The sequence below is a fragment of the Actinospica robiniae DSM 44927 genome (assembly GCF_000504285.1).
GTDB classification, from domain to species: domain Bacteria; phylum Actinomycetota; class Actinomycetes; order Streptomycetales; family Catenulisporaceae; genus Actinospica; species Actinospica robiniae.
Genome location: NZ_KI632511.1, coordinates 1,429,351 through 1,450,949 on the forward strand (window position 1 = coordinate 1,429,351; position 21,599 = coordinate 1,450,949).

General features: G+C 65.7%; 20 protein-coding genes. 9 read left to right on the top strand and 11 right to left on the bottom strand.

The features are described 5' to 3' along the window. Positions 1-23 precede the first annotated feature (23 nt). Both ACTRO_RS06170 and ACTRO_RS06175 read left to right on the top strand, forming a co-directional pair. A protein-coding gene (locus tag ACTRO_RS06170) for an IS3 family transposase (RefSeq protein ID WP_245594284.1) occupies positions 24-1,258 on the top strand; the annotation gives its coding sequence in 2 pieces (ribosomal slippage) (positions 24-300 and positions 300-1,258; 1,236 coding nt in all). Positions 1,259-1,351: 93 nt separating this feature from the next. Then, a complete protein-coding gene (locus ACTRO_RS06175) occupies positions 1,352-2,008 on the top strand; it encodes a hypothetical protein (RefSeq protein WP_157435828.1) in 657 nt (218 codons plus the stop codon). Here ACTRO_RS06175 and ACTRO_RS06180 read toward each other — a convergent pair. Both ACTRO_RS06180 and ACTRO_RS48640 read right to left on the bottom strand, forming a co-directional pair. After that, positions 1,963-2,883, bottom strand: coding sequence for an IS3 family transposase (locus ACTRO_RS06180; protein WP_211244118.1), 921 nt, complete (start codon positions 2,881-2,883; stop codon positions 1,963-1,965). The genes ACTRO_RS06175 and ACTRO_RS06180 overlap by 46 nt on opposite strands. Continuing rightward, positions 2,880-3,170 carry a transposase gene (locus ACTRO_RS48640; RefSeq protein ID WP_034261878.1) on the bottom strand — a complete coding sequence of 97 codons (291 nt, stop codon included), beginning with the start codon at positions 3,168-3,170 and terminating at the stop codon, positions 2,880-2,882. Before ACTRO_RS48640 ends, ACTRO_RS06180 begins: the two co-directional genes overlap by 4 nt. A 203-nt stretch (positions 3,171-3,373) precedes the next feature. Here ACTRO_RS48640 and ACTRO_RS06190 point away from each other — a divergent pair, with 203 nt between their 5' ends. Then, positions 3,374-4,633, top strand: a complete 1,260-nt coding sequence (locus tag ACTRO_RS06190; RefSeq protein ID WP_034261880.1) for a hypothetical protein — start codon at positions 3,374-3,376, stop codon at positions 4,631-4,633. A gap of 493 nt (positions 4,634-5,126) precedes the next feature. On the opposite strand, the gene ACTRO_RS06195 is transcribed toward ACTRO_RS06190, so the two are convergent. Beyond that, on the bottom strand, positions 5,127-5,873 hold the full coding sequence (locus ACTRO_RS06195) for a DDE-type integrase/transposase/recombinase (RefSeq protein WP_084316010.1): 747 nt from the start codon (positions 5,871-5,873) through the stop codon (positions 5,127-5,129). 237 nt (positions 5,874-6,110) lie between these two features. Beyond that, entirely contained in the window at positions 6,111-6,569 is a 459-nt protein-coding gene (locus ACTRO_RS06200) for a hypothetical protein (RefSeq protein WP_051450385.1), read from the bottom strand. A 101-nt stretch (positions 6,570-6,670) separates the two neighbouring features. Here ACTRO_RS06200 and ACTRO_RS42835 point away from each other — a divergent pair, with 101 nt between their 5' ends. Genes ACTRO_RS42835 through ACTRO_RS06215 form a run of 3 tightly spaced genes read left to right on the top strand, consistent with a single transcriptional unit; the run spans position 6,671 to position 8,683 of the window. Next, complete coding sequence (locus ACTRO_RS42835; protein WP_051450386.1) at positions 6,671-7,201, top strand: DUF4145 domain-containing protein; 531 nt, start codon at positions 6,671-6,673, stop codon at positions 7,199-7,201. 40 nt (positions 7,202-7,241) lie between these two features. Continuing rightward, positions 7,242-7,700 (top strand): hypothetical protein, encoded by a 459-nt coding sequence (locus ACTRO_RS49475; RefSeq protein WP_051450385.1) that lies wholly within the window; start codon positions 7,242-7,244, stop codon positions 7,698-7,700. A 20-nt stretch (positions 7,701-7,720) separates the two neighbouring features. Continuing rightward, positions 7,721-8,683 carry a DDE-type integrase/transposase/recombinase gene (locus tag ACTRO_RS06215; RefSeq protein ID WP_245594660.1) on the top strand — a complete coding sequence of 321 codons (963 nt, stop codon included), beginning with the start codon at positions 7,721-7,723 and terminating at the stop codon, positions 8,681-8,683. Between the two features lie 286 nt (positions 8,684-8,969). Here ACTRO_RS06215 and ACTRO_RS42840 read toward each other — a convergent pair whose 3' ends face one another. The 7 genes from ACTRO_RS42840 to ACTRO_RS06255 form a co-directional block, all read right to left on the bottom strand. Beyond that, entirely contained in the window at positions 8,970-12,248 is a 3,279-nt protein-coding gene (locus ACTRO_RS42840) for an AbiJ-related protein (protein WP_051450387.1), read from the bottom strand. A gap of 51 nt (positions 12,249-12,299) precedes the next feature. Beyond that, a complete protein-coding gene (locus ACTRO_RS06230; RefSeq protein ID WP_034261885.1) occupies positions 12,300-12,632 on the bottom strand; it encodes a hypothetical protein in 333 nt (110 codons plus the stop codon). Between the two features lie 612 nt (positions 12,633-13,244). Next, a complete protein-coding gene (locus ACTRO_RS06235) occupies positions 13,245-15,212 on the bottom strand; it encodes a coiled-coil domain-containing protein (RefSeq protein WP_034261888.1) in 1,968 nt (655 codons plus the stop codon). 2 nt (positions 15,213-15,214) lie between these two features. Further along, positions 15,215-15,778, bottom strand: coding sequence for a hypothetical protein (locus tag ACTRO_RS42845; RefSeq protein ID WP_051450388.1), 564 nt, complete (start codon positions 15,776-15,778; stop codon positions 15,215-15,217). Next, positions 15,775-17,130 carry a hypothetical protein gene (locus ACTRO_RS06245; protein WP_157435832.1) on the bottom strand — a complete coding sequence of 452 codons (1,356 nt, stop codon included), beginning with the start codon at positions 17,128-17,130 and terminating at the stop codon, positions 15,775-15,777. The genes ACTRO_RS42845 and ACTRO_RS06245 overlap by 4 nt, the downstream gene beginning before the upstream one ends. Positions 17,131-17,777: 647 nt before the next feature. Next, on the bottom strand, positions 17,778-18,479 hold the full coding sequence (locus ACTRO_RS06250; protein ID WP_034261893.1) for a zinc ribbon domain-containing protein: 702 nt from the start codon (positions 18,477-18,479) through the stop codon (positions 17,778-17,780). A 97-nt stretch (positions 18,480-18,576) separates the two neighbouring features. Continuing rightward, the gene (locus ACTRO_RS06255; protein ID WP_034261897.1) at positions 18,577-19,065 is read right to left on the bottom strand and encodes a hypothetical protein; all 489 of its coding nucleotides are present in this window, start codon (positions 19,063-19,065) and stop codon (positions 18,577-18,579) included. Positions 19,066-19,217: 152 nt separating this feature from the next. Between ACTRO_RS06255 and ACTRO_RS51295 the strand changes: the two genes are divergently transcribed. The 3 genes from ACTRO_RS51295 (at position 19,218) to ACTRO_RS06275 (ending at position 21,598) form a co-directional block, all read left to right on the top strand. After that, positions 19,218-20,278 (top strand): IS630 family transposase gene (locus ACTRO_RS51295; protein ID WP_425394855.1). Its coding sequence is split into 2 segments (ribosomal slippage): positions 19,218-19,664 and positions 19,667-20,278, totalling 1,059 coding nucleotides; the frame shifts between segments, so codons are not numbered across the junction. 40 nt (positions 20,279-20,318) lie between these two features. Then, positions 20,319-20,777 (top strand): hypothetical protein, encoded by a 459-nt coding sequence (locus ACTRO_RS06270; RefSeq protein ID WP_051450385.1) that lies wholly within the window; start codon positions 20,319-20,321, stop codon positions 20,775-20,777. A gap of 134 nt (positions 20,778-20,911) precedes the next feature. Next, positions 20,912-21,598: an IS3 family transposase gene (locus ACTRO_RS06275; RefSeq protein ID WP_051450389.1), complete on the top strand. Its 687-nt coding sequence runs from the start codon at positions 20,912-20,914 to the stop codon at positions 21,596-21,598. Position 21,599: the final 1 nt, after the last annotated feature.

Genomic DNA, 21,599 nt, shown 5'->3' on the forward strand with positions numbered 1-21,599 from the left:
CTTTTGGAAGGATCAAGTCCGTCATGAGCAAGCCATACCCACAAGATCTCCGTGACCGGGCCGTGCGCCTGGTGCTGGAGACGAAGGACCAGTACCCCTCCGAGCACGCGGCGATCAAGTCGATCGCGGCGAAGCTCGGGATCGGCACCGCCCAGACGCTGACGAACTGGGTGCGCCGGGCCGAGGTCGACGCCGGTGCCCGCCCGGGCGTCACGACGGCGGAGGCCGAGGAGATCAAGCGGCTCAAGCGGGAGAACGCGGAGCTCAAGCGAGCAAACGAGATCCTCAAGGCGGCGGCGAGTTTCTTCGCGGCCGAGCTCGACCGGCCACACACACGCTCGTAGCGTTCATCGACGAGCACCGGGACCGCTTCGGCGGAGTCGAGCCGATCTGCACCGCGCTGACCGCGCACGGCTGCAGTATCGATCCCAGCACGTACTACCACTTCAAGAAGCGCCCGGCCTCGGCGCGCGCCGTGCGCGACGGCGAGCTCAAGGCGCTGATCGCCCGCGTCCACAGCGAGAACTTCGGCGTCTACGGCGCCCGCAAGGTCTGGCGGGAGATCAACCGCCGCGGCCAGGAGGTGGCCCGGTGCACCGTCGAGCGCCTCATGCGCGAGCTGGGCCTGTCTGGCGCGGTGCGCGGGAAGAAGGTGCGCACCACCGTGCCCGACCCGTCCGCCGAGCGAGCCCCGGACCTGGTCCAGCGCAACTTCGTCGCCCCCGCGCCGAACCGCTGCTGGGTAGCCGACTTCACGTATGTACAAGCCTACGGTGGGACCGTCTACGTCGCCTTCGTCGTCGACACCTTCTCCCGCCGCATCGTCGGGTGGTCCGCCGCGACCTCGAAGGCGACACCGCTCGTGCTCGGCGCCCTGGAGATGGGGCTGTGGCAGCGCGACCGCGCCGGCCAGGACCGGGAAGGTTTGATCCATCACAGCGACGCGGGTTCTCAATATACGAGTTTCCGTCTCGCGGCCCATCTGGCCGGCGAGAACATCGCCGCCTCGATCGGCACGGTGGGCGACGCCCTCGACAACGCCCTGATGGAGTCGACCATCGGCCTGTACAAGACCGAGCTGATCAACCGGCGCGGCCCCTGGCGCACCCTGACCGACGTCGAACTGGGCACCGCCGAGTGGATCGACTGGTACAACAACACCCGGCTGCACGGTGAGATAGGTCACGTCCCACCCGTAGAGTACGAGACAGAGTTCTACCTCACACAGTCAAAACCGCAGTTGGAACCCCAGCCATAGAGTCTGGACCGATCCCGGAGCGGTTCAGGACGGGCTGTCCTACTCGACTGCTTCATTCGCCACCAGCTGGGCGCCCTTCCGCGGAGCGGATCAGTGCGGCTCGTCATGCACCGCTGGGCGGCGGCGATGGACGCACGCTTGGTCACCTGGCTTCCCCTGGCTGAGGCCGAGCGCTTGGCCCAGGCCGCCGATGGCGTCTCTGCTCGCCAGGCGGGCCAGGCCCTTCAGAACCCGCTGGTCGACCGAGATCGCAACCGCGTGGCATTCCGTCATGAACTGTTCGCCCGCTTTCTCACCGCCGAAGCAATGCGGTGGCGAGACGAGACGCCCGCCCAACTCGCGCAGGATCTCTCCCGCCCGCACCACAACGACCTGGCTGCGCTCGTCATTTCCTTGGAAAACGACCCGCGCCGCGTGCTCGAGCTAGTGGAGCACCTCGCCGACACGGACCTTTTCGAGCAGGCACTCCTCGGCCGCATGGGCACGACGGCGTTGCAGGTCCTGCACGGTGAGGCACACCGCCTGCTCGGCCTTGCCACCGAGGTCGCGCAGCGGACGATGGTGAAGCCTGACAGCGAGTTGGGTCACTACCACGCGGAGCCGGCCCGGGCATGGAGTAGCTACGAGGTCGCGGTTTTCATCGCGATCGGCGCCGCGGGTCGCCATGGCCTCTGGACGCCGTGCAGTTTCGTAGACAGTAAGTATTATGCTGCTAATGCAAGCTTGTTGTCAAAAATTGACTCGTATTGAGATGGGCTCAGGTATCCGAGCTGGCGCTGGATCCGTGTGCGGTTGTAGTAGGTCTCGATGTACTCGAAGGTGGCCGCACGGACCTGCTTCAGCTCGCTCCAGATCGACAGATGTATGAGTTCCTTCTTGTAGAGCGCGTTGAACGACTCGGCGGCGGCGTTATCGAAGCAGATTCCGGTGTTGCCGACCGAGGGCAGCATGCCGTGGTCGAGGCACAGGTCGCGGAATGCGCGTCCGGTGTAGACGCTGCCTCGGTCGGTGTGCATCACGGTCTGGCCCTGTGCTGGTCGGCGGCGGGCGATCGCCATGCGCAGCGCGTCCAGGACGAGTTCCTCGCGCATGTGGTCGGCCACGGCCCATCCGATCACCTGGCGGGAGAACCCGTCGATCACTGTCGCCAGGTACGCCCAGCCGGCCAGGGTCCAGATGTAGGTGACGTCGCCGTACCAGATCTCGTTCGGCGCGTCGGGGAAGAAGTCGCGTTCGACCAGGTCGAGCAGGCCGCGGTTGTTCGCAGGGTCCTGCATGGTGGTGTTCTTGCGTCTGGCGGCCGGATGTACGCAGCGCAGGCCGGCGGCCCGTGCCAGGCGGCGGACCCGGCGCTGCGAGGTGGCGTGGCCCGCCTTGGCCAGTTCGGCGTGGATGCGGTCGATCCCGTAGCGGCCCTCGTGGTCCTGGTCTATCTTCACGATCTCGGCGGTCAGCTCGGCGTCGCGCTGGGTGTGTGCCGACTCTTGCCGGTTTGACCAGGCGTAATATCCGGATCGGGAGACCGCCAGGATGCGGCACATCAGCTCGATCGGGTAGCGGTCTCGGCGCGGTATGCCTGATTCATCCTGGTCCTCGACGATGGAGGAGATGAAGGCGAACCTCACTGGTTCTGGCTGGCAAACCACGCCGCTGCTTTTTTTAGGAAATCTCTTTCCATGCGCAGCTTGCGCACCTCGTCCTCGAGCTCCCGCAGCCGGGCGCGCTCATCGGCGGTGACGGGCTTCTCGACGACGGTGCCGTTCTTCTTGGCGAGATTGACCCAGTTGCCCAGGGTGGCTTCATGGATGCCGAGGTCGCGGGCGATCTCCGCGACCGGCTTACCCGAGCTGATGACGAGCTCGACCGCCTGGGACTTGTACTCGGCCGTGTACTTCTTTCGCGCTGCTCCCACTGATCAACCTCCGTAGACCAGCCACCTTAGTGGCTCTGAGTGTCTACGAGACTGCCGGGGGTCCACTCTTCTTCCACGAGCTTGTGGCGCTCATTCGAGCGACCAGTGCGGCATGCGAGCGTGGTGCGGCCTCAGCGCGGTACACGGCGTCATCGATGATGGCTCACGTACTCGTCGGGCCATATAGGGGCGCCGAAGGCCGCATGCCGGCCGACTGGATCGTCCACGCGCTCGACACTCACGGCCTCTCGGCCCCCACCCCGATCGCATCCCTCGAACGCGCGGCCGCAGCGGATCTGATGCTGCTTCTCGACCAGTGCACCGCGGAATCGGCCGGCGAACTGCTGCTGCTGTGCCTTCTCATTCGGCACGCCGACGAACCTGCCACTGCTGCCTTGGTCCCGCGCGTCCTCGCTTTGGCCTGGGAAACCCGCATCGGGCATGTTCAGATCGAGGCGTTGGACACAGCCAGCCACGTACGCAGCGCCGCCGACGCGGAGACGACCGAGGCCATCATCGAGGTCCTCGACGGACTCCACAGCGAAGACCTTCTCGTGTCCACCACTCTCGTCGACACGCTCTACATCTACGATCAGATCGAGTCCCCCTATTCGTCAGAGATGATCAGCACCGACATAGCTGAGGTACTTGCGCACCCGGAAGCGCCAGAGGTCTACGAGCGCGCGATGGGCTTGGTGTGCGGGCAGTTCGAGGACGTCGTCGCCGCGCCGTTCCTCTCTGCGGTAGAAGCGCTCTCCGAGCATGACCGCATCCGCCTCAACACTCTCGCGGTCCAGGCAGAGCACACCAACTTCTTCACAAGGATCTTGCTCGACGATCTGCTCAGTGCCGGCGATCCGACGGCGCTCCCCGCCTTTCTCCGCTGGGCCGGCCGGCTCGACATCCGCAGCCCGTTCGTACAAGAGGAGATCGGCTGCCATCTCCGTGGGATCCTCGGGTGCGCCGCCCACACCGATACGCCGCCAGCCTTACTCACCTCACACAGCGGTAGCGACGCCGAGGCTTGGCGGGGCTACGGGGAGATAATCTTCTGGCTCAACCGGCCAGGTCTGACACCCGAGGAGCGTACCGATCTCTGCGCTCCGCTCCTGAACCGCTTGAACACCGAACTCGTCGATGCCGCCGTGGACCCCCTTCAAACGTTCTACTGGGCGTCCTACAGCTACAGCAATCCCGGCGAGTCGCCGCTACTCCAAATACTCCATGCCTATCCTGCGGAGACGCGGCGCATCCTCACCTACGGGCTAACACACCGCGACCGCGCCACCTCGCTCATGCCTTACCCGATCTCGGCTTTGAGCAACGATCCGCTCATCGCCCTTCTGGCCTTGGTCGGCGACCAGAGCACCATCGCCCTCCTCGAACCGCTCCGCGAGGACCGCACCTTCGGATGGAGCGCCGTGCACGCAGTCCGAAATCTGAAAGCGCGACTCAACGGGTGATGAATCGCCACCTTTGACGGCGCCGAAGCCCAAGCCAGCCCGATGAGCCATGTGGTCCCAGGAGGCCCGTCGTGCGAAACGTCATTGCGGATGACGCGCGGCCAGCCGGTCAAAGGACTCCGCGATCCAGCCATCGGCCGTCGCAGCAGCCGTCACTTCCAGAATCGCACGATCGCCATCTCCGGCAGGGCCAACGATGGCCGGGGCGCCAACGGACGCAAACCGCCTTGGTTCACTACCGAGAGCCATTGGACCCGGCGGTCCCGCCGCCGGGCGTCCGACCTTCGGTCTCGGGCCGCCGGCTATTCCACGCGCGGTGCTTCCCGAATCTCCGTATCCTCGACGGGTATGACGCTAACCTCGCTGGCCCGCTGTGGATGGTGTGGCCACGACACGATGATGCAAGCGATCCCGGAGTCGGCCGGACTCCTCCCGTTCGACTGGAGCAGCAGCGCCGACCGGTAGATGTCAAGTCCAGTGAGACAGCTTGTTTCTAGTTGTTGCGCAGGTGGGCTGGCAGGGGCGGTCGGGTTATGGCGTTGGGGTCGTTGATCCAGACGGTTTCGGGGATGGTAGGGGCGGTGGGGCGGCGGGCGAAGCGTTCGGGGTTGGCGGTATAGGCAGCGTTCAGGACGAGTTGGCGCTGGTCGCGGATGAGTTCGGCGGTTCCGTGGTGCACGGAGGCCGGGGTGTGCCAGCCGATGCCGGAGTGGCGGTGGGCGTGGTTGTAGTGGGGGAGGTAGGCGTTGACGTATTCAGTCGCGTGGGCGAGGTCGGCGAAGACCTCGGGGAAATAGGGGTCGTATTTTAGGGTTCTGAATTGTGCTTCGGAGTAGGGGTTGTCGTTCGAGGTCTTGGGCCTGCTGTGGGAGCGGGTGATCGCGAGCCGGGTCATCAGGTCGGCGACGGACCCGGCGGTCATCGCGCTGCCGCGGTCGGCGTGGATGTAGGTGGGGCGGATGCCGCCGTTGGCCGCGATCGCGGCGGCGATGAACTCCTCGGCGTCCACGGCGTTCTCCGAGAGCGCCAGGCGCCAGCAGATCGCCTTGCGGGAGTAGATGTCGAGCATCACGTACAGGTGGAAGTAGACGCCTTTCGCGTGCGAGCGCAGGCGGGTGACGTCCCAGGACCACACGTGGTTCGGGCCGGTCGCGACGAGCTCCGGTTTCACGTTCGCCGGGTGTCCGGCCTGCCGTCGGCGTTCGCCGGCCTGGCCGTGCTCGCGCAGGATCCGGTACATCGTGGAGACCGAGCAGTGGTAGCGGCCCTCGTCGAGCTCGCGGGCGTAGAGCTGGGCGGGGGCCGAGGTCGGCGTTCTCCTCGGCGTTGAGCAGGGCGAGCACCGCGGCGCGCTCGGCGTCGGTGAGCGCGCAGGGCGGCGAGGCGCGACGCGGGCGGGGACCTTGTACCGGCGGTTTCAGGCGCCGGTAGTGGGTGGCCGGGGAGCGGCCGGTCAGCCGGCACGCCGCTCGGGTGCTCAGCGCCTTTTGAAGAACGGCGAAGCAGGCGTCGAGGTCGGCTTCGACTGCGTCGGCGTGTCCGCGCTCTCGGAGAGCAGTTCCCAGAGCGCGACAACTTTTCCCAGCGCCTCCACCGCCGTCTTCTGCCGCCCGAGCTCGGTCTCGAGCCGCGCGTTGGCGTTGCGCAGCTTCTCGATCTCGGCGTCGCGCGCGTCCTTCTTCGGCCGCCTGGCCGAGGTGCGGGCATCGGTGAGCCCCGTGAGCGCACCGGCGTCGCGGGCGGTACGCCAGTCGATGATGTGCGAGTGGTACAGCCTCTCGCGCCGCAGGATCGCGCCCTTCTCGCCCTCGGGCGCGGCCTCGTACTCGGCCAGGATCCGCAGCTTGTACGCGGCCGGGAACGTGCGCCGCGTCGGGCGCGGGGCCGGATCGGGCCCGGAGGCGGACGGGGGTATGCGGGACGGGGAGGATGACATCGGGGTGGGGCTCCTTGCGGGGTACAGGTCAAGATCTACCCTAACCCGGACTAACCGGGTGACTCACCCCAGACTGGCAGAGAGGGGACCCTCCAGGATGGATGGCCTACCGCTGCGTGGGATGCGAAGCCCTGTGCCTCGCCAAGGGGCACTTCGCGTATGTGAACCTCGGATCCCCCGATCCTGACTCGTTCTACCCAGAGTCCTGGTATCCGCAGCAGCCACTCCGAGTCTCATACCCGCAGTTCGTTCCCCATGAGATCGCGAGCCTGGCCTCGGAGGCACACGGATGCGTAAGCGTCGGACATTTCCGCGCCGCCGTTGCGCTCGCTCGAGCCGTGGTCGAAGCAGCAGCGAAGGCGAAGGGGATCACAAGCGGCACACTCATCAAGAAGATCGACGAACTGCACACCCGAGGCCTGATCTACGAGCACGTCAAGGACGCGGCACATGAAGTCAGACACGGCGGTAACGAGATCGCCCACGGAGACCTGGTGCACGAGACGATCTCGGCGGAGGAAGCCGCGTCGATCGTCGAGCTAATGGACATGTTGCTCGACGGCGTCTTCATCGCCCCAGGCAAAACCCCTCTCTGCCAGTCTGGGGTGAGTCACCCGGTTAGTCCGGGTTAGGGTAGATCTTGACCTGTACCCCGCAAGGAGCCCCACCCCGATGTCATCCTCCCCGTCCCGCATACCCCCGTCCGCCTCCGGGCCCGATCCGGCCCCGCGCCCGACGCGGCGCACGTTCCCGGCCGCGTACAAGCTGCGGATCCTGGCCGAGTACGAGGCCGCGCCCGAGGGCGAGAAGGGCGCGATCCTGCGGCGCGAGAGGCTGTACCACTCGCACATCATCGACTGGCGTACCGCCCGCGACGCCGGTGCGCTCACGGGGCTCACCGATGCCCGCACCTCGGCCAGGCGGCCGAAGAAGGACGCGCGCGACGCCGAGATCGAGAAGCTGCGCAACGCCAACGCGCGGCTCGAGACCGAGCTCGGGCGGCAGAAGACGGCGGTGGAGGCGCTGGGAAAAGTTGTCGCGCTCTGGGAACTGCTCTCCGAGAGCGCGGACACGCCGACGCAGTCGAAGCCGACCTCGACGCCTGCTTCGCCGTTCTTCAAAAGGCGCTGAGCACCCGAGCGGCGTGCCGGCTGACCGGCCGCTCCCCGGCCACCCACTACCGGCGCCTGAAACCGCCGGTACAAGGTCCCCGCCCGCGTCGCGCCTCGCCGCCCTGCGCGCTCACCGACGCCGAGCGCGCCGCGGTGCTCGCCCTGCTCAACGCCGAGGAGAACGCCGACCTGGCCCCCGCCCAGCTCTACGCCCGCGAGCTCGACGAGGGCCGCTACCACTGCTCGGTCTCCACGATGTACCGGATCCTGCGCGAGCACGGCCAGGCCGGCGAACGCCGACGGCAGGCCGGACACCCGGCGAACGTGAAACCGGAGCTCGTCGCGACCGGCCCGAACCACGTGTGGTCCTGGGACGTCACCCGCCTGCGCTCGCACGCGAAAGGCGTCTACTTCCACCTGTACGTGATGCTCGACATCTACTCCCGCAAGGCGATCTGCTGGCGCCTGGCGCTCTCGGAGAACGCCGTGGACGCCGAGGAGTTCATCGCCGCCGCGATCGCGGCCAACGGCGGCATCCGCCCCACCTACATCCACGCCGACCGCGGCAGCGCGATGACCGCCGGGTCCGTCGCCGACCTGATGACCCGGCTCGCGATCACCCGCTCCCACAGCAGGCCCAAGACCTCGAACGACAACCCCTACTCCGAAGCACAATTCAGAACCCTAAAATACGACCCCTATTTCCCCGAGGTCTTCGCCGACCTCGCCCACGCGACTGAATACGTCAACGCCTACCTCCCCCACTACAACCACGCCCACCGCCACTCCGGCATCGGCTGGCACACCCCGGCCTCCGTGCACCACGGAACCGCCGAACTCATCCGCGACCAGCGCCAACTCGTCCTGAACGCTGCCTATACCGCCAACCCCGAACGCTTCGCCCGCCGCCCCACCGCCCCTACCATCCCCGAAACCGTCTGGATCAACGACCCCAACGCCATAACCCGACCGCCCCTGCCAGCCCACCTGCGCAACAACTAGAAACAAGCTGTCTCACTGGACTTGACATCTACCGAAACTGCGGCCCAGCGAGCTTCGCGCCTCGCACGGGAGCAGGCCAACCAGAGACAGCCCACGGTGACACCGTGAACGGCCGCGCTGCTGGGTCGATCATGTTTCATATAATGGCGTCAGCAGCCAATCCGCTGCGTGCTCAGTTGCGTCCCCCTTATCCTTGAGCGCTCGACTCTACTTGGGAGACGGCCGTGGAGTTCACGCCCTGGGATCGGATGCGCGAGCCCGACCAGCGCGCGCTTCATCTCGCCTGCTAATCGTCTGTACCTCCAGATGCTGCGAGTGCGCTTCGGACACGTGGGTCCACGTGCCTGTCGTTGGCCAAGTGGGCGAAGTGCTGGGCCGACTTCGGATAGCGACGAAGCGACGAAGCGGCAATGCTCGCCGCGTCACCGGTGATCTCACGCAACCAGGTACTGATGTCTTTTTGAACGTCCCATCGGTCCCAGTCGGCGTCGCGCTCTGCGAGACCGGACGCTGCCTCTTCAACGAGCTCCCACAGCGCCTCGGCCTCGGCGGCTCTGGCCACCGCCAGCATCAGCCGGATGATGCGATCTACCTGCCAATACTCCATCACAACCGATGGCCCTGGCGTCTGCGCGTTCATCGCTCGTACCACGTCGCGTCCGCGCTGCGGGATGGCAACGAGTTCAGCCGCAAGAGCCTGAGGATCGAGACCCAGCAGGATTTCAACGTATAGCTCATAACTTGCTGGATGCCGGGACGCAAGGTCGAGCAGTTCGCCAATAGCCCTGCCCCGGCCGGCTTTAGCCTCAGCGAGAAGTCGTTCGCCTACGCTGGCCGGCTCCTCTGCCGCCGGGTCGAGCTCGATGTGAATGAGCTCGAGCAGCGCCGCGATGTCGGCGGGTCGATGATCGGGCTCGAGCCGCGTCGCCTCTCTGACGATGTGCCGCCACGATCCCGTCGCTGGCATGAGCGGAACATTCGCCTGCGGCCACTTCCTCGTCAGCGCCCATCCGATGACCTGGCCGATGCTGTAGATGTCTGCCCGCCCATCAGCCTGATGGGCGTCGATCGACAACTCTGGGGCGGCGAACCCTTCCGTACCGTAGGTGACTCCCACCTTCGTACGGCCGGGAAAGGTGGTCTGGCCCCGCGCGCGACGCCCGAGCCCCCAGTCCGCAAGAACCCACCTGCCGTCGAGCCTCAAGATGTTCGCCGGCTTGATATCGCGGTGGATCCAGCCGAACCCGTGGGCGAGGCTGAGCGCACCGCATACTGCGGTGACCATCGCGCGCAGCTCGTCCGGGGCCTGAAGTGCAAGCGCCAGGGTTTCAGCGGTGCCTTCGGCAAGCGGCATCGTGAACCAAGAGGCATTCGCGTCAGCGTCGAGCACCGGCATGACGTGGGGATCCTCACCGAACTGCCGTCCGAACTCGATCTCGCGTCTCATCCGCGCGACAGCGGCGTCCAGCCCAGAGCTCCGCTTCTTGAAGGCGACAAAGAGGCCGGACGGCTTGTGCTCTGCCCGGAACACCGCGCCCTGGCCGCCGTCATCGAGCGGGCGGTTGTCGAGCGCGTAGTCCCGTCGATTGCCACATGCTGCAGCAAGTACCACGTCGTACGGCTCAAGGTAATCATGCTGATCGGAGGCAGCACTCGCACCTGGCGCAGCCACCTGAGCCGGAGCGTGCGCGAACCTGAGGTGGAGCAGCAACGGTCGCGGGTCGGGACCGTTTCCGCGTACGTCTCCCAGCAGGTAAACGCCAGAGGCGCCGTCTTCTGCCAGACCATCTACCCGGTTAAGAGCGAGATCCGCCAGCAGCTCCGCAGCGCCGTTCTCCGGATCCGTACGGTGCACAAGCACGCGGGTGCCCGTTCCCGTACCGGAGGCCGTCACGATATTGCCAGCGAAATCCCGCACACTGTTCGCCGGGTACGACCCAGCGGACTCGAGCCACGCACTCCGTGACACACGGCTACTCCGGTCCAGGTCGACCACGGCGGAGTGTCCCGACGCGGCGAGGAAGAACCTGTGCCGGCCAAGGCTCACCGCGCTACGGACCGCTGCAGGAAACACAATCTGCCGGGTCAACTGGTCACCAACGCCCCTCCCGATGCGCGTCAGCGAGATGGAGCGCTCGTCATGCAGGTCATGAACGACGTTGGCACCCGCGAGAACCCAGACCTCACCGTCGTCACCAGGCACCAGCCGCGCCGACAGGTCAAAAGCACCAGCAACCGCCCTGATCGAGGTGCCTTCCGCCTCAATGACCGCACGGCCGCAAGCGACCAGTATGCGTCCGTCCGGCGTGCGCAAAGCAGGACCGTGGCAACCGGGAACGAACACAAGCCACGATGTGGTGCCACGGCGAGTGTCGAGGTCAAGAACACCTGAATCAACCGTCACGAACACATGCCCAGGCGGCCCCGCAGACAGTCCTGACGGCTGCTCCCAGCCGGGGTCACCGACAAGGCCAACACTAATCGACGCGGCGCCCGACGGCTTATCGTTGACGGTCCACGGCGCGGGCTGTTTGTCCGGCGTCCACATTCTGGCCGGGGCAGGCGCCTCCCCCGCGACAAGGTCCGCGAGGGCTGTGAACGCTCTGCCCGCGAACTCGATCTGCTTGTGCACTTGGTCAAGCACCAAGCTTGGTGAGACAAGGCGGCACAGCATGGCCTCCAGGTGAGAGGCGTCAAGCAGAGCGCATCCCCCGGATTCACGGTCAGACGCCCCGGCCACGATCTCCGGTGTAAAACCTGAGCCGCACAGCACGACGCGCGGCGTCCGTGAACTCCGCCCGGCAGCGGCCCTCGCGACCTGTTCGAGCAACCCGATGTCTACAGGCGTCTCTGGCCACAGCACGTCGATGATGTACGAGGCGCCGTCCAGCTCTACGCCGAGTGCGCGTGAGCCCTCGATGAGCGATTGCGTCAGCTTTCTCGGCCGACCGCCGTCCATGGTGATGACGTCGACGAGCACATCCAGGAGCCCGTCAGCCCGATCTTCCACCTCATCGAAGCGCAGCTGACCGTACGACGAGATCAGCGCTTGCTCACGCTCACCCTCCGAAGTAGCCGGTGCGGTCGGTATCGCGGCAGCCGCACCAGAGGGGGCCGTCGGGAAGATCGATCGATCGGCTCCGGTCGCACGGTAGCCATAAACCGGTGCGCCGCTGATCTGCCCAGTTTCGACGATCGTGTACCCGTCGTACGCCAACGCGTCGTTGAACACTGCCAGCAGACGCTCGACCTCACCACGGTCGGACCGTACGACCGGGTTCAGCATCTCAACGAGGAAGGCGAGCAGCACTTCGTCGGTTCCGTCCGCGAGCCCGAGCCGGGCATCTTGGAAGACCCAGTTGTCCTCCCAATCATCGTTCCGGACCCGGTGCTGGACGATGTCCTGCTCCGCAGTCGTGAAACGGGGGTCCTCGCTGGGAAGGGCGCTGAGGTCGTAGAGGCGACGGAGGAAGCGCACGTCGTCAAGACGACCGAACCACAAAGCGCCAACCTGCGTGAGCCCGTCCAGGATCCTGAGCCGGGTGACTTCTGTGATCCGGTTCATGCCTCATCCATACTCGACTATCGCCAACCGCCGGCACCAACCATGCTCATTTTACCGAAGCCCAAGGGCCGAGAGGATGGCACTCAGAATCTCGTCGTCGCCAGCCTCAACGGTGTGATCGAGGCCGCCGAACGTCTGACTGGTCGCCAGAGTCTGTCGGAACCGACGGGCAGACTGAGTGTCGTGACGGACTCCACTGATCGCCCAGAACTCGCCCACTATCACACTGCGTGGATCTGGCCCGAGCAGTCGATGGAGTTGATCAAGGCGCTCCTGCTGTACTTCGACGGAGTTGCCCTCTTCCTCCCCCCGCACCACTGCGACAAGATCCTCGACGCGGATCCCGTCCTCGCCCAACCGCTCTGGGCAGATGGCCTTCTGCACAAATTAGACCCGCGAAGCTGGCTGAAGACAGCAAGTCGATGTCAGCCTGCTGCCTGTGCCAGCGCCCGAGGCGATAGCGAGGACCATGTCGTGCCGTCGGTCGAGGAGGTGACCGAGTATCCGTGCGGGCAATCTCGTGCGCCGCTTCCATCGAGTTCAAGACGGTTGACGGTACGCGGCGAGCCGATTCTCTTTGGCCAACCGGACGATCAGCTCGACCAACGCCGGCGGGATCGAGGAGCGACCCGAAGGCTGCGGCTGGGGCCACTTCGCCGCCACCGTCCACCGCCGCAGGGCATCAGCGTGCCCGGCGTCACGGTCCCATGCGCACGCAGAGGCTTAGGCAACAACTGCACCAGCGCCGCGATCACCGCGCGGTCACTTCAACGTCGGCCTCGCCGACCCGGCTGACGCCGCAGCATCGCGATCTCCTAAAGCAGCATCAATATTGCAATGTTCTTAAACATAAGACCGTGCCAACAATGCAACTGTGACAGGACAGCCACAGAGCACCAGCAGATAAGGCTGAGACGCTTGAGCTGAGATCCTGCGACGCACACCAGCATTCGCGCAGCTCAACAGCCATAACACAGTATGGCACGCCACAGCCAGTTATTCGCCTTCATCGTCCCCTTCGACCGACTCGACTGTCGGTAGATCGGCCGAAAGCCCTGAGTGTTCGACGTCGGGGATCATCGCTCCGAGACCGTAGGTGAATTCCTTGATGGTGTAGCCGCTGATGGCGAGTTCGGCGCGCGCCTCATCCGGCAGGTCGTTGTCGGCGATGATCAACTGCGTGCGGCCTCCGGCAGCGAGGACAGCGAGGCGGCTGTAGATGCGGCGGCTCAGTGCCGCGTCGTCGGCGGTCTGGCCAATAGCCCTGCGTGGAGAGTCGATCATAAGGAAGAGCGGCAGGAGTACGTTTGCGTCGTCGAGGGCTACGTCGATCAGGCTCATGCTATAGGCGATATGTAATGCGGTCAGCAGGCCACCACCTGATGCCTGGACCTGGTCGAAAACAACGCCGTCGCAGTAGGGCAGGTAGTCCGAGCGGCTGATCATAGGCTCGGTCACACCGGGTATGCCGATGGCCTGCACCTCGCGATTGAAGGCGCCGCTGGCTGCATCTACTCGGCGGCTCGCCTCGGCGAGCTCTATCTTCAGTCGCCTTAGGCTACTCCTGACCTCTTTGAGTTCGGCCTGGATCTGCGCGCGTTGAGCGCGGAGGTTCTCCAAGCTTCGCCACAGGTCAGCTGAGCGGCTTAGATGCTCAAGCTGTGCGCGAAGGGCGGCTTGTTGCGAGCTGAGTTGTTCGGCTTTGGCCAGTCGGGGCGCGACGCTCTGGCGTGTCATCTCGTCGAGTCGTCGCTGTAGCTGCGTTGTGTGCGCTCGCGCAAGTTGGAGCAGTGACTCCTGTTGTGCAAGCGAAGCCTCGTCTGCCTCGAGGCGTGTGCGATATTCCACCAGGCGTTGCTGAAGGCGCGCGAGTTCCGCACCCTGTTCGCGATCGGCCGGTGGCAAGTCGGGCTGGAGGCAGACGGGGCACTGGTCGGGTTCGACGACGCGGTCGCGGAGGGCTTGGGCACAGCGTGGGCACGAGACAAACTCGAAATTCTGTAGGGTCTCGCGTGCGGTTCGTGCGTGGATGTGGCGGGAGAAGTCGAGTTCGAGTTGCGCGGTGATGCTGCGTCGTGACTCGACGGCGGCTTGGAGCATTTCGGTGCGCTTTGTGAGGTCTCGTTGTTCGTCGACGGCGTGGGAGATGTCGCGTTGTACTGCTTCGTCCACGCGCGTGCCGACGGCGATCTCGCGATGCAGTGCATCTAGTGCGGTACGAGCCTCTGTGAGGTCTGTGCGGACGCTCTGTTGCGTCGCGTGGATTTCGTCGAGGGGTGGTGTCGCGACATCCTGGAGGAATGTTGAGATCGCACCGACGCGGTCTGTCGTATTGCGCAGCTCGACGGCGAGTTCATTCTCCGTACGTTGCAGGGCGAGAAGCTGTTCGTTGGTGAGCCCGAAGAGCAGCTCGAACAGGTGCTTGCGGGCTCTGTTGGTGATGGTTTCCGCGCTGCCGGCGATCGAGCGGTCCATGTCCCTGGCCTCAAGAAAGAGGTAGGGCAGGAGGTTGAGGAAGGTGATCGAGATCGTCTCGGCTCTCCGCCCGCGGCGGTTGGTGACGATGCGTTCGCGCGGGATTTCGAGCCATGCCAGGAGACGGTCTGAGAGGGTGTGGGGTTCTCGGACTCCGCGGCGGGCGCGCGCGGGCACGTGCTCCTCGACGGTGCCGTCGAGATCGAGGATCTCTATGATGCCTTCGGGAGAGTTGTCCGGCACTGCTCGACGCAGCTTGACGTGGTGCTCACCGACCCGGAGCTCCAAGGTTGCCGAGATGACGTGCTGGCGGACTGCGGGGGTGAGCGCCGCGCGCCCGCCGAGCGTGTGCTTGACGAGCATCAGCAGGCTTGATTTTCCAGTGCCGACTGAACCAGTGAACACGGTGAGCGAGCGGTGGAACTGGTAGTCCTTGTGGGTTTCGCGGGTTTGGACGCGAAGAGAGACGAGACGGAAAGTTTGAGCCATCGTCAGACGCCCTCCCTTGCAGTCAGGCTCAGGGCTTGGCGCACTGCCTCGTCGAGCGTGCGTGTCGCGAGGTTGGCGTGCTTGTAGAGGTAGGCTGCGCGGTCGTGCTGCAGCGACCACTCCGAGAGTCGTGTCAGCTGTGACGCGGCTCGGCGGCCGGAGGTCGTGGTCTTGAAGTCTTCGGGTGATGCCGCGTGGTCACTGACCAGCCCTCGTCCGACAAGCGCTCGGATGATCAGCTCGTAGCGGTCGGTCCAGGGGCCGTAGCGCGCGGGCGCGTACCGGGCATCGAATGCGGCGACTTCGCGCTCATCCGGCGCGAGACGGTCCGGCCACGCTCTGCGCGGCTTAAAGGGGAGGCGGGGCAGAATCCAGGGAAAGCGCAGGACACTGTCGAGGACAATCAGTCGCTCAATGTCTCCCAGGCCGCGTGTCCTCTTGGTGAATGCGTCGATCAGCAGAAGGACGCGGGCCTGGTGATAGGCGTCCTCGTCTGCCACCGCGATGCGTGATTTGTGCTCGCGGCGCAGGGCAGCGGCGTTGTCGGCGCGGCGTCTGGGGGTCATAGCGTCGGATCCACCTCCGTGGCGCGCTGGGTCGGCTGGAAGTCGAAGTCGCATGCGTCGCAGAGGTTAAAGGCGACTCCTAGGGCGTGCAGGTTGTTCATCCGCAGTTGCGGTCTATCGGCGAAATCCTCGACCCGCACGGTGTCTCGGAGCGCGTCGAACAGTGCTTGCCCGTATGGTTCGCCGGCTGCTCGCGCGGCCCGTTGCGCATCGATGACCTGCTGAATGACCTGAAGCTCGATTCCTTGCAGCGCGGCTGCGTCGCCGGGCAGGTCGAGGCGGTGCGTGCTCCAAGTGGTGTACCACGCTGAGCGTGCTCGCTCTGCGAAGCGCCGCTGGGTGTGCGAGATTTCTCCGTCCCGCATCTTGCGCAACAGATCGGCACCGCCCGGCGCATCGAGCGGATCGACATTCGGTGGGAACAGCGGGGACGCGCCGCCGTTGTGGAGCGCCTCGCGCGCGACGTCGACCGTGATGGTACGCGCCGCGACCTGGCTTTGGTGCTGCGCGTCGGCAAGGCTGGTGCCGGTGCCGACGGTTCTGTGGACCAGGTCGATTCTTCGGTCGCCGAAGGTGCGGCTCGCCTTATAGATCCTCTTGACGAGCGCGTCGTAGCAGTCTTGAGCGGAGTGGCCATCCATGCCGTGGCGGCGCAGATAAGGCAGGACGAGTTCCGCAACGGTGACCGCCCCGATTTGATCGCGATGCGGGACGTTGACGAAGCTGAGAGACCTTATGAAGTCGCTGCACAATAGGATCAGCTCGTCGTCGGCGGCGAGTTCTTCCGGGCGAGCAGGGGCCGGTCGGCGTGGAATCCGCTCGAACCGGGCTCCTGTTTTTTCACGCAAGGTCAGGAACCGGCAGGTCAGATGGCGAGCGAAGGCGAGGACATCACCGGGCGAAGGACTAGGTGAGTCGCACAGGTCACTGAGCTTCTGGACCTGCCAGGCCCCGGTTCTCAGCCCGGCGTTCGAAATGTGGAACGACTCGACATCTGCCATCTTGTCGGTGCTATAGATCCACCGATCGAACAGGTGCGCTAGGCCACCTTCACTGCACAGAACCTCCAGTGTCCAGGGCCCGCGGTTCGGCTCACGGTGCTTAACGTCGACCAGGGCGATCCCGTGGATCGTCTGCACGACGAGGTCCTCAAGCCCTTCGCAGCCTATTGAGATAAGTTGGCCGTCGTTGAGGCCGTTGAGGAACCATCGTGCGCCGATGGCGGCTTGGAACTCGAAGCGGGCCTGCGCAAGAGCACCTTCGTCGTCGGGCTGTTTGGGCAGCAGTTCAGGTGTAGGAATCTCAAGCTGAACATGGCGCGATCGATTATGTCCGCGCTGCTGGCTCGGCACTCTCGCGCCTCCCTCTCCCGTGAGCCACGGCACCACGGCCACCACCGCAGGCACCATCAAAACTATGACACGCAGGTTGCATTACGCAAAGCGCCGATGCCCAAGCAGACCGTGAAGCCTGTGCGGAGATCGGTTTTTGATCAAGAAGAACGGGCCGTCAGCCGCTCTGGGAGCATGTCAAGCGCTCCGCGTGCACCCGGCAACGATTGGGAGCAGTGGGAGCCGGAGCGGTGGATGGAAACCGGCGAACGCTACCTTTTCGGAGAGTACGAAGAGGTCGTCTCGATCCCGAGGGCGGATTGCAACGGTCGCCGACTCGACTCGAACCCGACCGTTCAAAGAGCTCGCACAGACTAGACCTTTGCCCGGCCAGCGCCCAGAACTGGGACCGTTCATGGGTCGCCGCCGAAGGCCCGGAACGCGACGCATAAGAGGCGCTGGTCCGCATCTACGCGCTCTTCGGCCTGCCAGCCTCCGCCAACCCGTTCATCGACGGGAACCGGGTGAGCACCGAGGCGCTACTCGCCGCCGTCGGGCGACAACACCTCGGTGCAGACGTCGAAGTAGCACGGCCCAGCAGTCGGAGCCGGATCGAGCCTCGGTGGTATGGATCCTCGCCGATCCTCCGGGCCGGGGCGCATCAACGGTCACGGAGTCAGGGCGAGGATGGCGCGACACAGAACTTCCACGTCGGCGAGCACCTCCCGGCACAGCGGGTCTGACAGGCTGAGGCGCTGCCCGAGCCGCATGCCCGAATGGGGCACCTTCTCGAGATACCTCGTGTCCACGATGCCGTCGTTATGCGTGAAAACGTGGCGGGCCGCCCATGCCTTCTCCAGCCGCAACCACGTCGCCGCGTCAATCTCTGTGCGCAAGTCCCGGAACCCGGCCGCAGCGAACAGATCAGCAGCATCCAGCAGGCGCTGAAAGATGTTGCCCTTCCCCTTGAGCTGCACGGCCGCATCGGAGACGTGCGCGTGGTAGACGGCGCTGGCAAGGGCCTCGACCACGCCGACCACGTTCTCCACCGTGTCGATCCAGAGACGATCGAAGACGCCTTGCTCACGCAATGCAGCGCCGGCCTCGACCGGCAACTGTGCGAACGCATCAAGCCTGGCCGTGTCCGCGGCCAGTGCGTCGAACGCGACGTGGCCAGGGGCGAGCTGCCCACACTGCGGGCAGAAACGGTGCTCCGCGAAGACCGCGTAGTGCAGGTGACATCCCGGACACGCGCGGACACGCACCAGCTGCTCCTCATCAATCTCCGGTAGCGGCTGCGGGGCAAAGGCGTCGGGACGGACGGAGAATTCGACGCGGATGCCGGAGCGGCGTGGCCGCGATCGGCGCATCTGGGAGAAGGCGTCTTGAAGCTTCCTGGCGACTACTGACCTTCAAAGCGTGATGTCGTTGGCGGGTCTGCCCGGCGAGGCTGGAGTTGCTGTTCGCTTACCGTGCCGTCGGCTGCTCGGGGCAGTTGGCCGGCGCCCATGAGGCGACGAGATCGGTGGACACGATGGTGAGTGTGCCGGCCCGGCAGGCGATTTCGTGGCTGCAGCCATGGTCGTGGGGCAGCACTTCGTCGAGGATTACCGGCTTGAGGTTCGTCCAACTACTCGTGCCGTCTTCGGGTCGCAGCTCGTAACTGGAGACTCCCGAGTAGGTGATGACGAGGTTCTCCTCGTGCTTCCAGCAGTTGTGGCCGAACCTGATCTCGATGGTCTGGTGGCCGCCGTCGCCCGGGAAGGAGACGTTGTCGATCGTGAGGTCCTTCACGCACCTTCGGCTGTAGAAGTCGTAGTGCTGCGGGTCGGTTGCGAAGGCGCGAGCTCCAGTCGGCAAGTGGCGAGCCAACTGGGGTAGCAGTTTCAGGTACGCCTGCGCGCTGATCACCCCGGAGATGTTGTTTATCGTGGCGTTCAGCTCGACGTACCTCATGCTCCCCCTCCCGCCGGGCGCCTGGTGCGGCGCGTGGCAAGGAGCATGACGCACAACCACGATTTGGCGCCAACGACTTACACCCGGGCTCAGGGGCCCCAAGGGCGATCGAGGTAGCTGACTGACTGTCAGTTCTGCGGTAAGCCGTTCTCGTGAGATACCCACAAGGCGGTGGTCTGACCGCGCAGCGGCGGGAGGTGCGCGAGCGCCTGCGGATGGCGGCGGCCGAACGCTTTGCTCTCGGGCAGGACAATACGCTGATCGCCAAGGATCTGCGCGTCCACGTGCGCTCGCTCCAGCGCTGGCGCAAGGCCTGGTCCGAAGGCGGCGAGGCCGCGCTGGTCTCGAAGGGCCCGACATCCCTGCCGATGCTCAGCGACGAGTTGTTCGCGAAATTGGAGGCCGAGCTCGACAAGGGGCCGGAGGCTCACGGCTTCCCGGACCAGACCTGGACACTCGCGCGGATCAAGACCGTCATCGGCCGCCGATTCCACAAGAGCTATACGCCGCAGGGCGTCGCCGCGCTGCTGCACCGGCACGGCTGGAGCCACCAGAGCCCGGCGCGCCGCGCCGTCGAACGCGACGAGCACGCCGTGACGGCGTGGGTAAAGGAGACCTGGCCGCACGCGGAAGAACCCGGGCGGCGCTGAGTGCCTGGCTCGTCTTCGAGGACGAAGCCGGATTCACGATGACGCCGCCCACCTCCCGAACCTGGTCCCGACGCGGACACACCCCGATCGCGCGCGTGCGCGGCCGCTCCCGCCAGCACCTATCCATAGCCGCACTGACCTGCTACAAGCCCGGTGAACGCCCTAGGCTGATCTACCGGCCGGCACCCGCGAGACAGCCCGACGGGCGCAAGGGCTTCGCCTGGTACCACTACCGTGACCTGCTGACCGCCGCCCACCACCAACTCGGCGGCCCGATCGTCCTGATCTGGGACAACCTCAACACCCACGTGTGCTCGGCCATGAAGAAGTTCATCGCCGAACACGACTGGCTCACCGTCTACCAGCTCCCGGCCTACAGCCCGGACCTGAACCCGACCGAGGGGATCTGGTCCCTGGTACGCCGAGCCCTGGCGAACATCGCCTTCGCCGACCTCGCCCACCTCGAACACGCCATACGCCAGCGCCTACGCATCATCCAGCACCAACCCGCACTCATCCCTCTCTGCCAGTCTGGGGTGAGTCACCCGGTTAGTCCGGGTTAGGGTAGATCTTGACCTGTACCCCGCAAGGAGCCCCACCCCGATGTCATCCTCCCCGTCCCGCATACCCCCGTCCGCCTCCGGGCCCGATCCGGCCCCGCGCCCGACGCGGCGCACGTTCCCGGCCGCGTACAAGCTGCGGATCCTGGCCGAGTACGAGGCCGCGCCCGAGGGCGAGAAGGGCGCGATCCTGCGGCGCGAGAGGCTGTACCACTCGCACATCATCGACTGGCGTACCGCCCGCGACGCCGGTGCGCTCACGGGGCTCACCGATGCCCGCACCTCGGCCAGGCGGCCGAAGAAGGACGCGCGCGACGCCGAGATCGAGAAGCTGCGCAACGCCAACGCGCGGCTCGAGACCGAGCTCGGGCGGCAGAAGACGGCGGTGGAGGCGCTGGGAAAAGTTGTCGCGCTCTGGGAACTGCTCTCCGAGAGCGCGGACACGCCGACGCAGTCGAAGCCGACCTCGACGCCTGCTTCGCCGTTCTTCAAAAGGCGCTGAGCACCCGAGCGGCGTGCCGGCTGACCGGCCGCTCCCCGGCCACCCACTACCGGCGCCTGAAACCGCCGGTACAAGGTCCCCGCCCGCGTCGCGCCTCGCCGCCCTGCGCGCTCACCGACGCCGAGCGCGCCGCGGTGCTCGCCCTGCTCAACGCCGAGGAGAACGCCGACCTGGCCCCCGCCCAGCTCTACGCCCGCGAGCTCGACGAGGGCCGCTACCACTGCTCGGTCTCCACGATGTACCGGATCCTGCGCGAGCACGGCCAGGCCGGCGAACGCCGACGGCAGGCCGGACACCCGGCGAACGTGAAACCGGAGCTCGTCGCGACCGGCCCGAACCACGTGTGGTCCTGGGACGTCACCCGCCTGCGCTCGCACGCGAAAGGCGTCTACTTCCACCTGTACGTGATGCTCGACATCTACTCCCGCAAGGCGATCTGCTGGCGCCTGGCGCTCTCGGAGAACGCCGTGGACGCCGAGGAGTTCATCGCCGCCGCGATCGCGGCCAACGGCGGCATCCGCCCCACCTACATCCACGCCGACCGCGGCAGCGCGATGACCGCCGGGTCCGTCGCCGACCTGATGACCCGGCTCGCGATCACCCGCTCCCACAGCAGGCCCAAGACCTCGAACGACAACCCCTACTCCGAAGCACAATTCAGAACCCTAAAATACGACCCCTATTTCCCCGAGGTCTTCGCCGACCTCGCCCACGCGACTGAATACGTCAACGCCTACCTCCCCCACTACAACCACGCCCTGGACCCCCGGCAGTCTCGTAGACACTCAGAGCCACTAAGGTGGCTGGTCTACGGAGGTTGAT

Coding starts and splice junctions, on each gene's coding strand:
- ACTRO_RS06190 (WP_034261880.1), top strand. CDS start 3,374: ATGCCGGCCGACTGGATCGTCCACGCGCTCGACACTCACGGCCTCTCG.
- ACTRO_RS06195 (WP_084316010.1), bottom strand. CDS start 5,873: ATGTACCGGATCCTGCGCGAGCACGGCCAGGCCGGCGAACGCCGACGG.
- ACTRO_RS06200 (WP_051450385.1), bottom strand. CDS start 6,569: ATGTCATCCTCCCCGTCCCGCATACCCCCGTCCGCCTCCGGGCCCGAT.
- ACTRO_RS42835 (WP_051450386.1), top strand. CDS start 6,671: ATGGCCTACCGCTGCGTGGGATGCGAAGCCCTGTGCCTCGCCAAGGGG.
- ACTRO_RS49475 (WP_051450385.1), top strand. CDS start 7,242: ATGTCATCCTCCCCGTCCCGCATACCCCCGTCCGCCTCCGGGCCCGAT.
- ACTRO_RS42840 (WP_051450387.1), bottom strand. CDS start 12,248: ATGAACCGGATCACAGAAGTCACCCGGCTCAGGATCCTGGACGGGCTC.
- ACTRO_RS06235 (WP_034261888.1), bottom strand. CDS start 15,212: ATGGCTCAAACTTTCCGTCTCGTCTCTCTTCGCGTCCAAACCCGCGAA.
- ACTRO_RS42845 (WP_051450388.1), bottom strand. CDS start 15,778: ATGACCCCCAGACGCCGCGCCGACAACGCCGCTGCCCTGCGCCGCGAG.
- ACTRO_RS06250 (WP_034261893.1), bottom strand. CDS start 18,479: ATGCGCCGATCGCGGCCACGCCGCTCCGGCATCCGCGTCGAATTCTCC.
- ACTRO_RS06255 (WP_034261897.1), bottom strand. CDS start 19,065: ATGAGGTACGTCGAGCTGAACGCCACGATAAACAACATCTCCGGGGTG.
- ACTRO_RS06270 (WP_051450385.1), top strand. CDS start 20,319: ATGTCATCCTCCCCGTCCCGCATACCCCCGTCCGCCTCCGGGCCCGAT.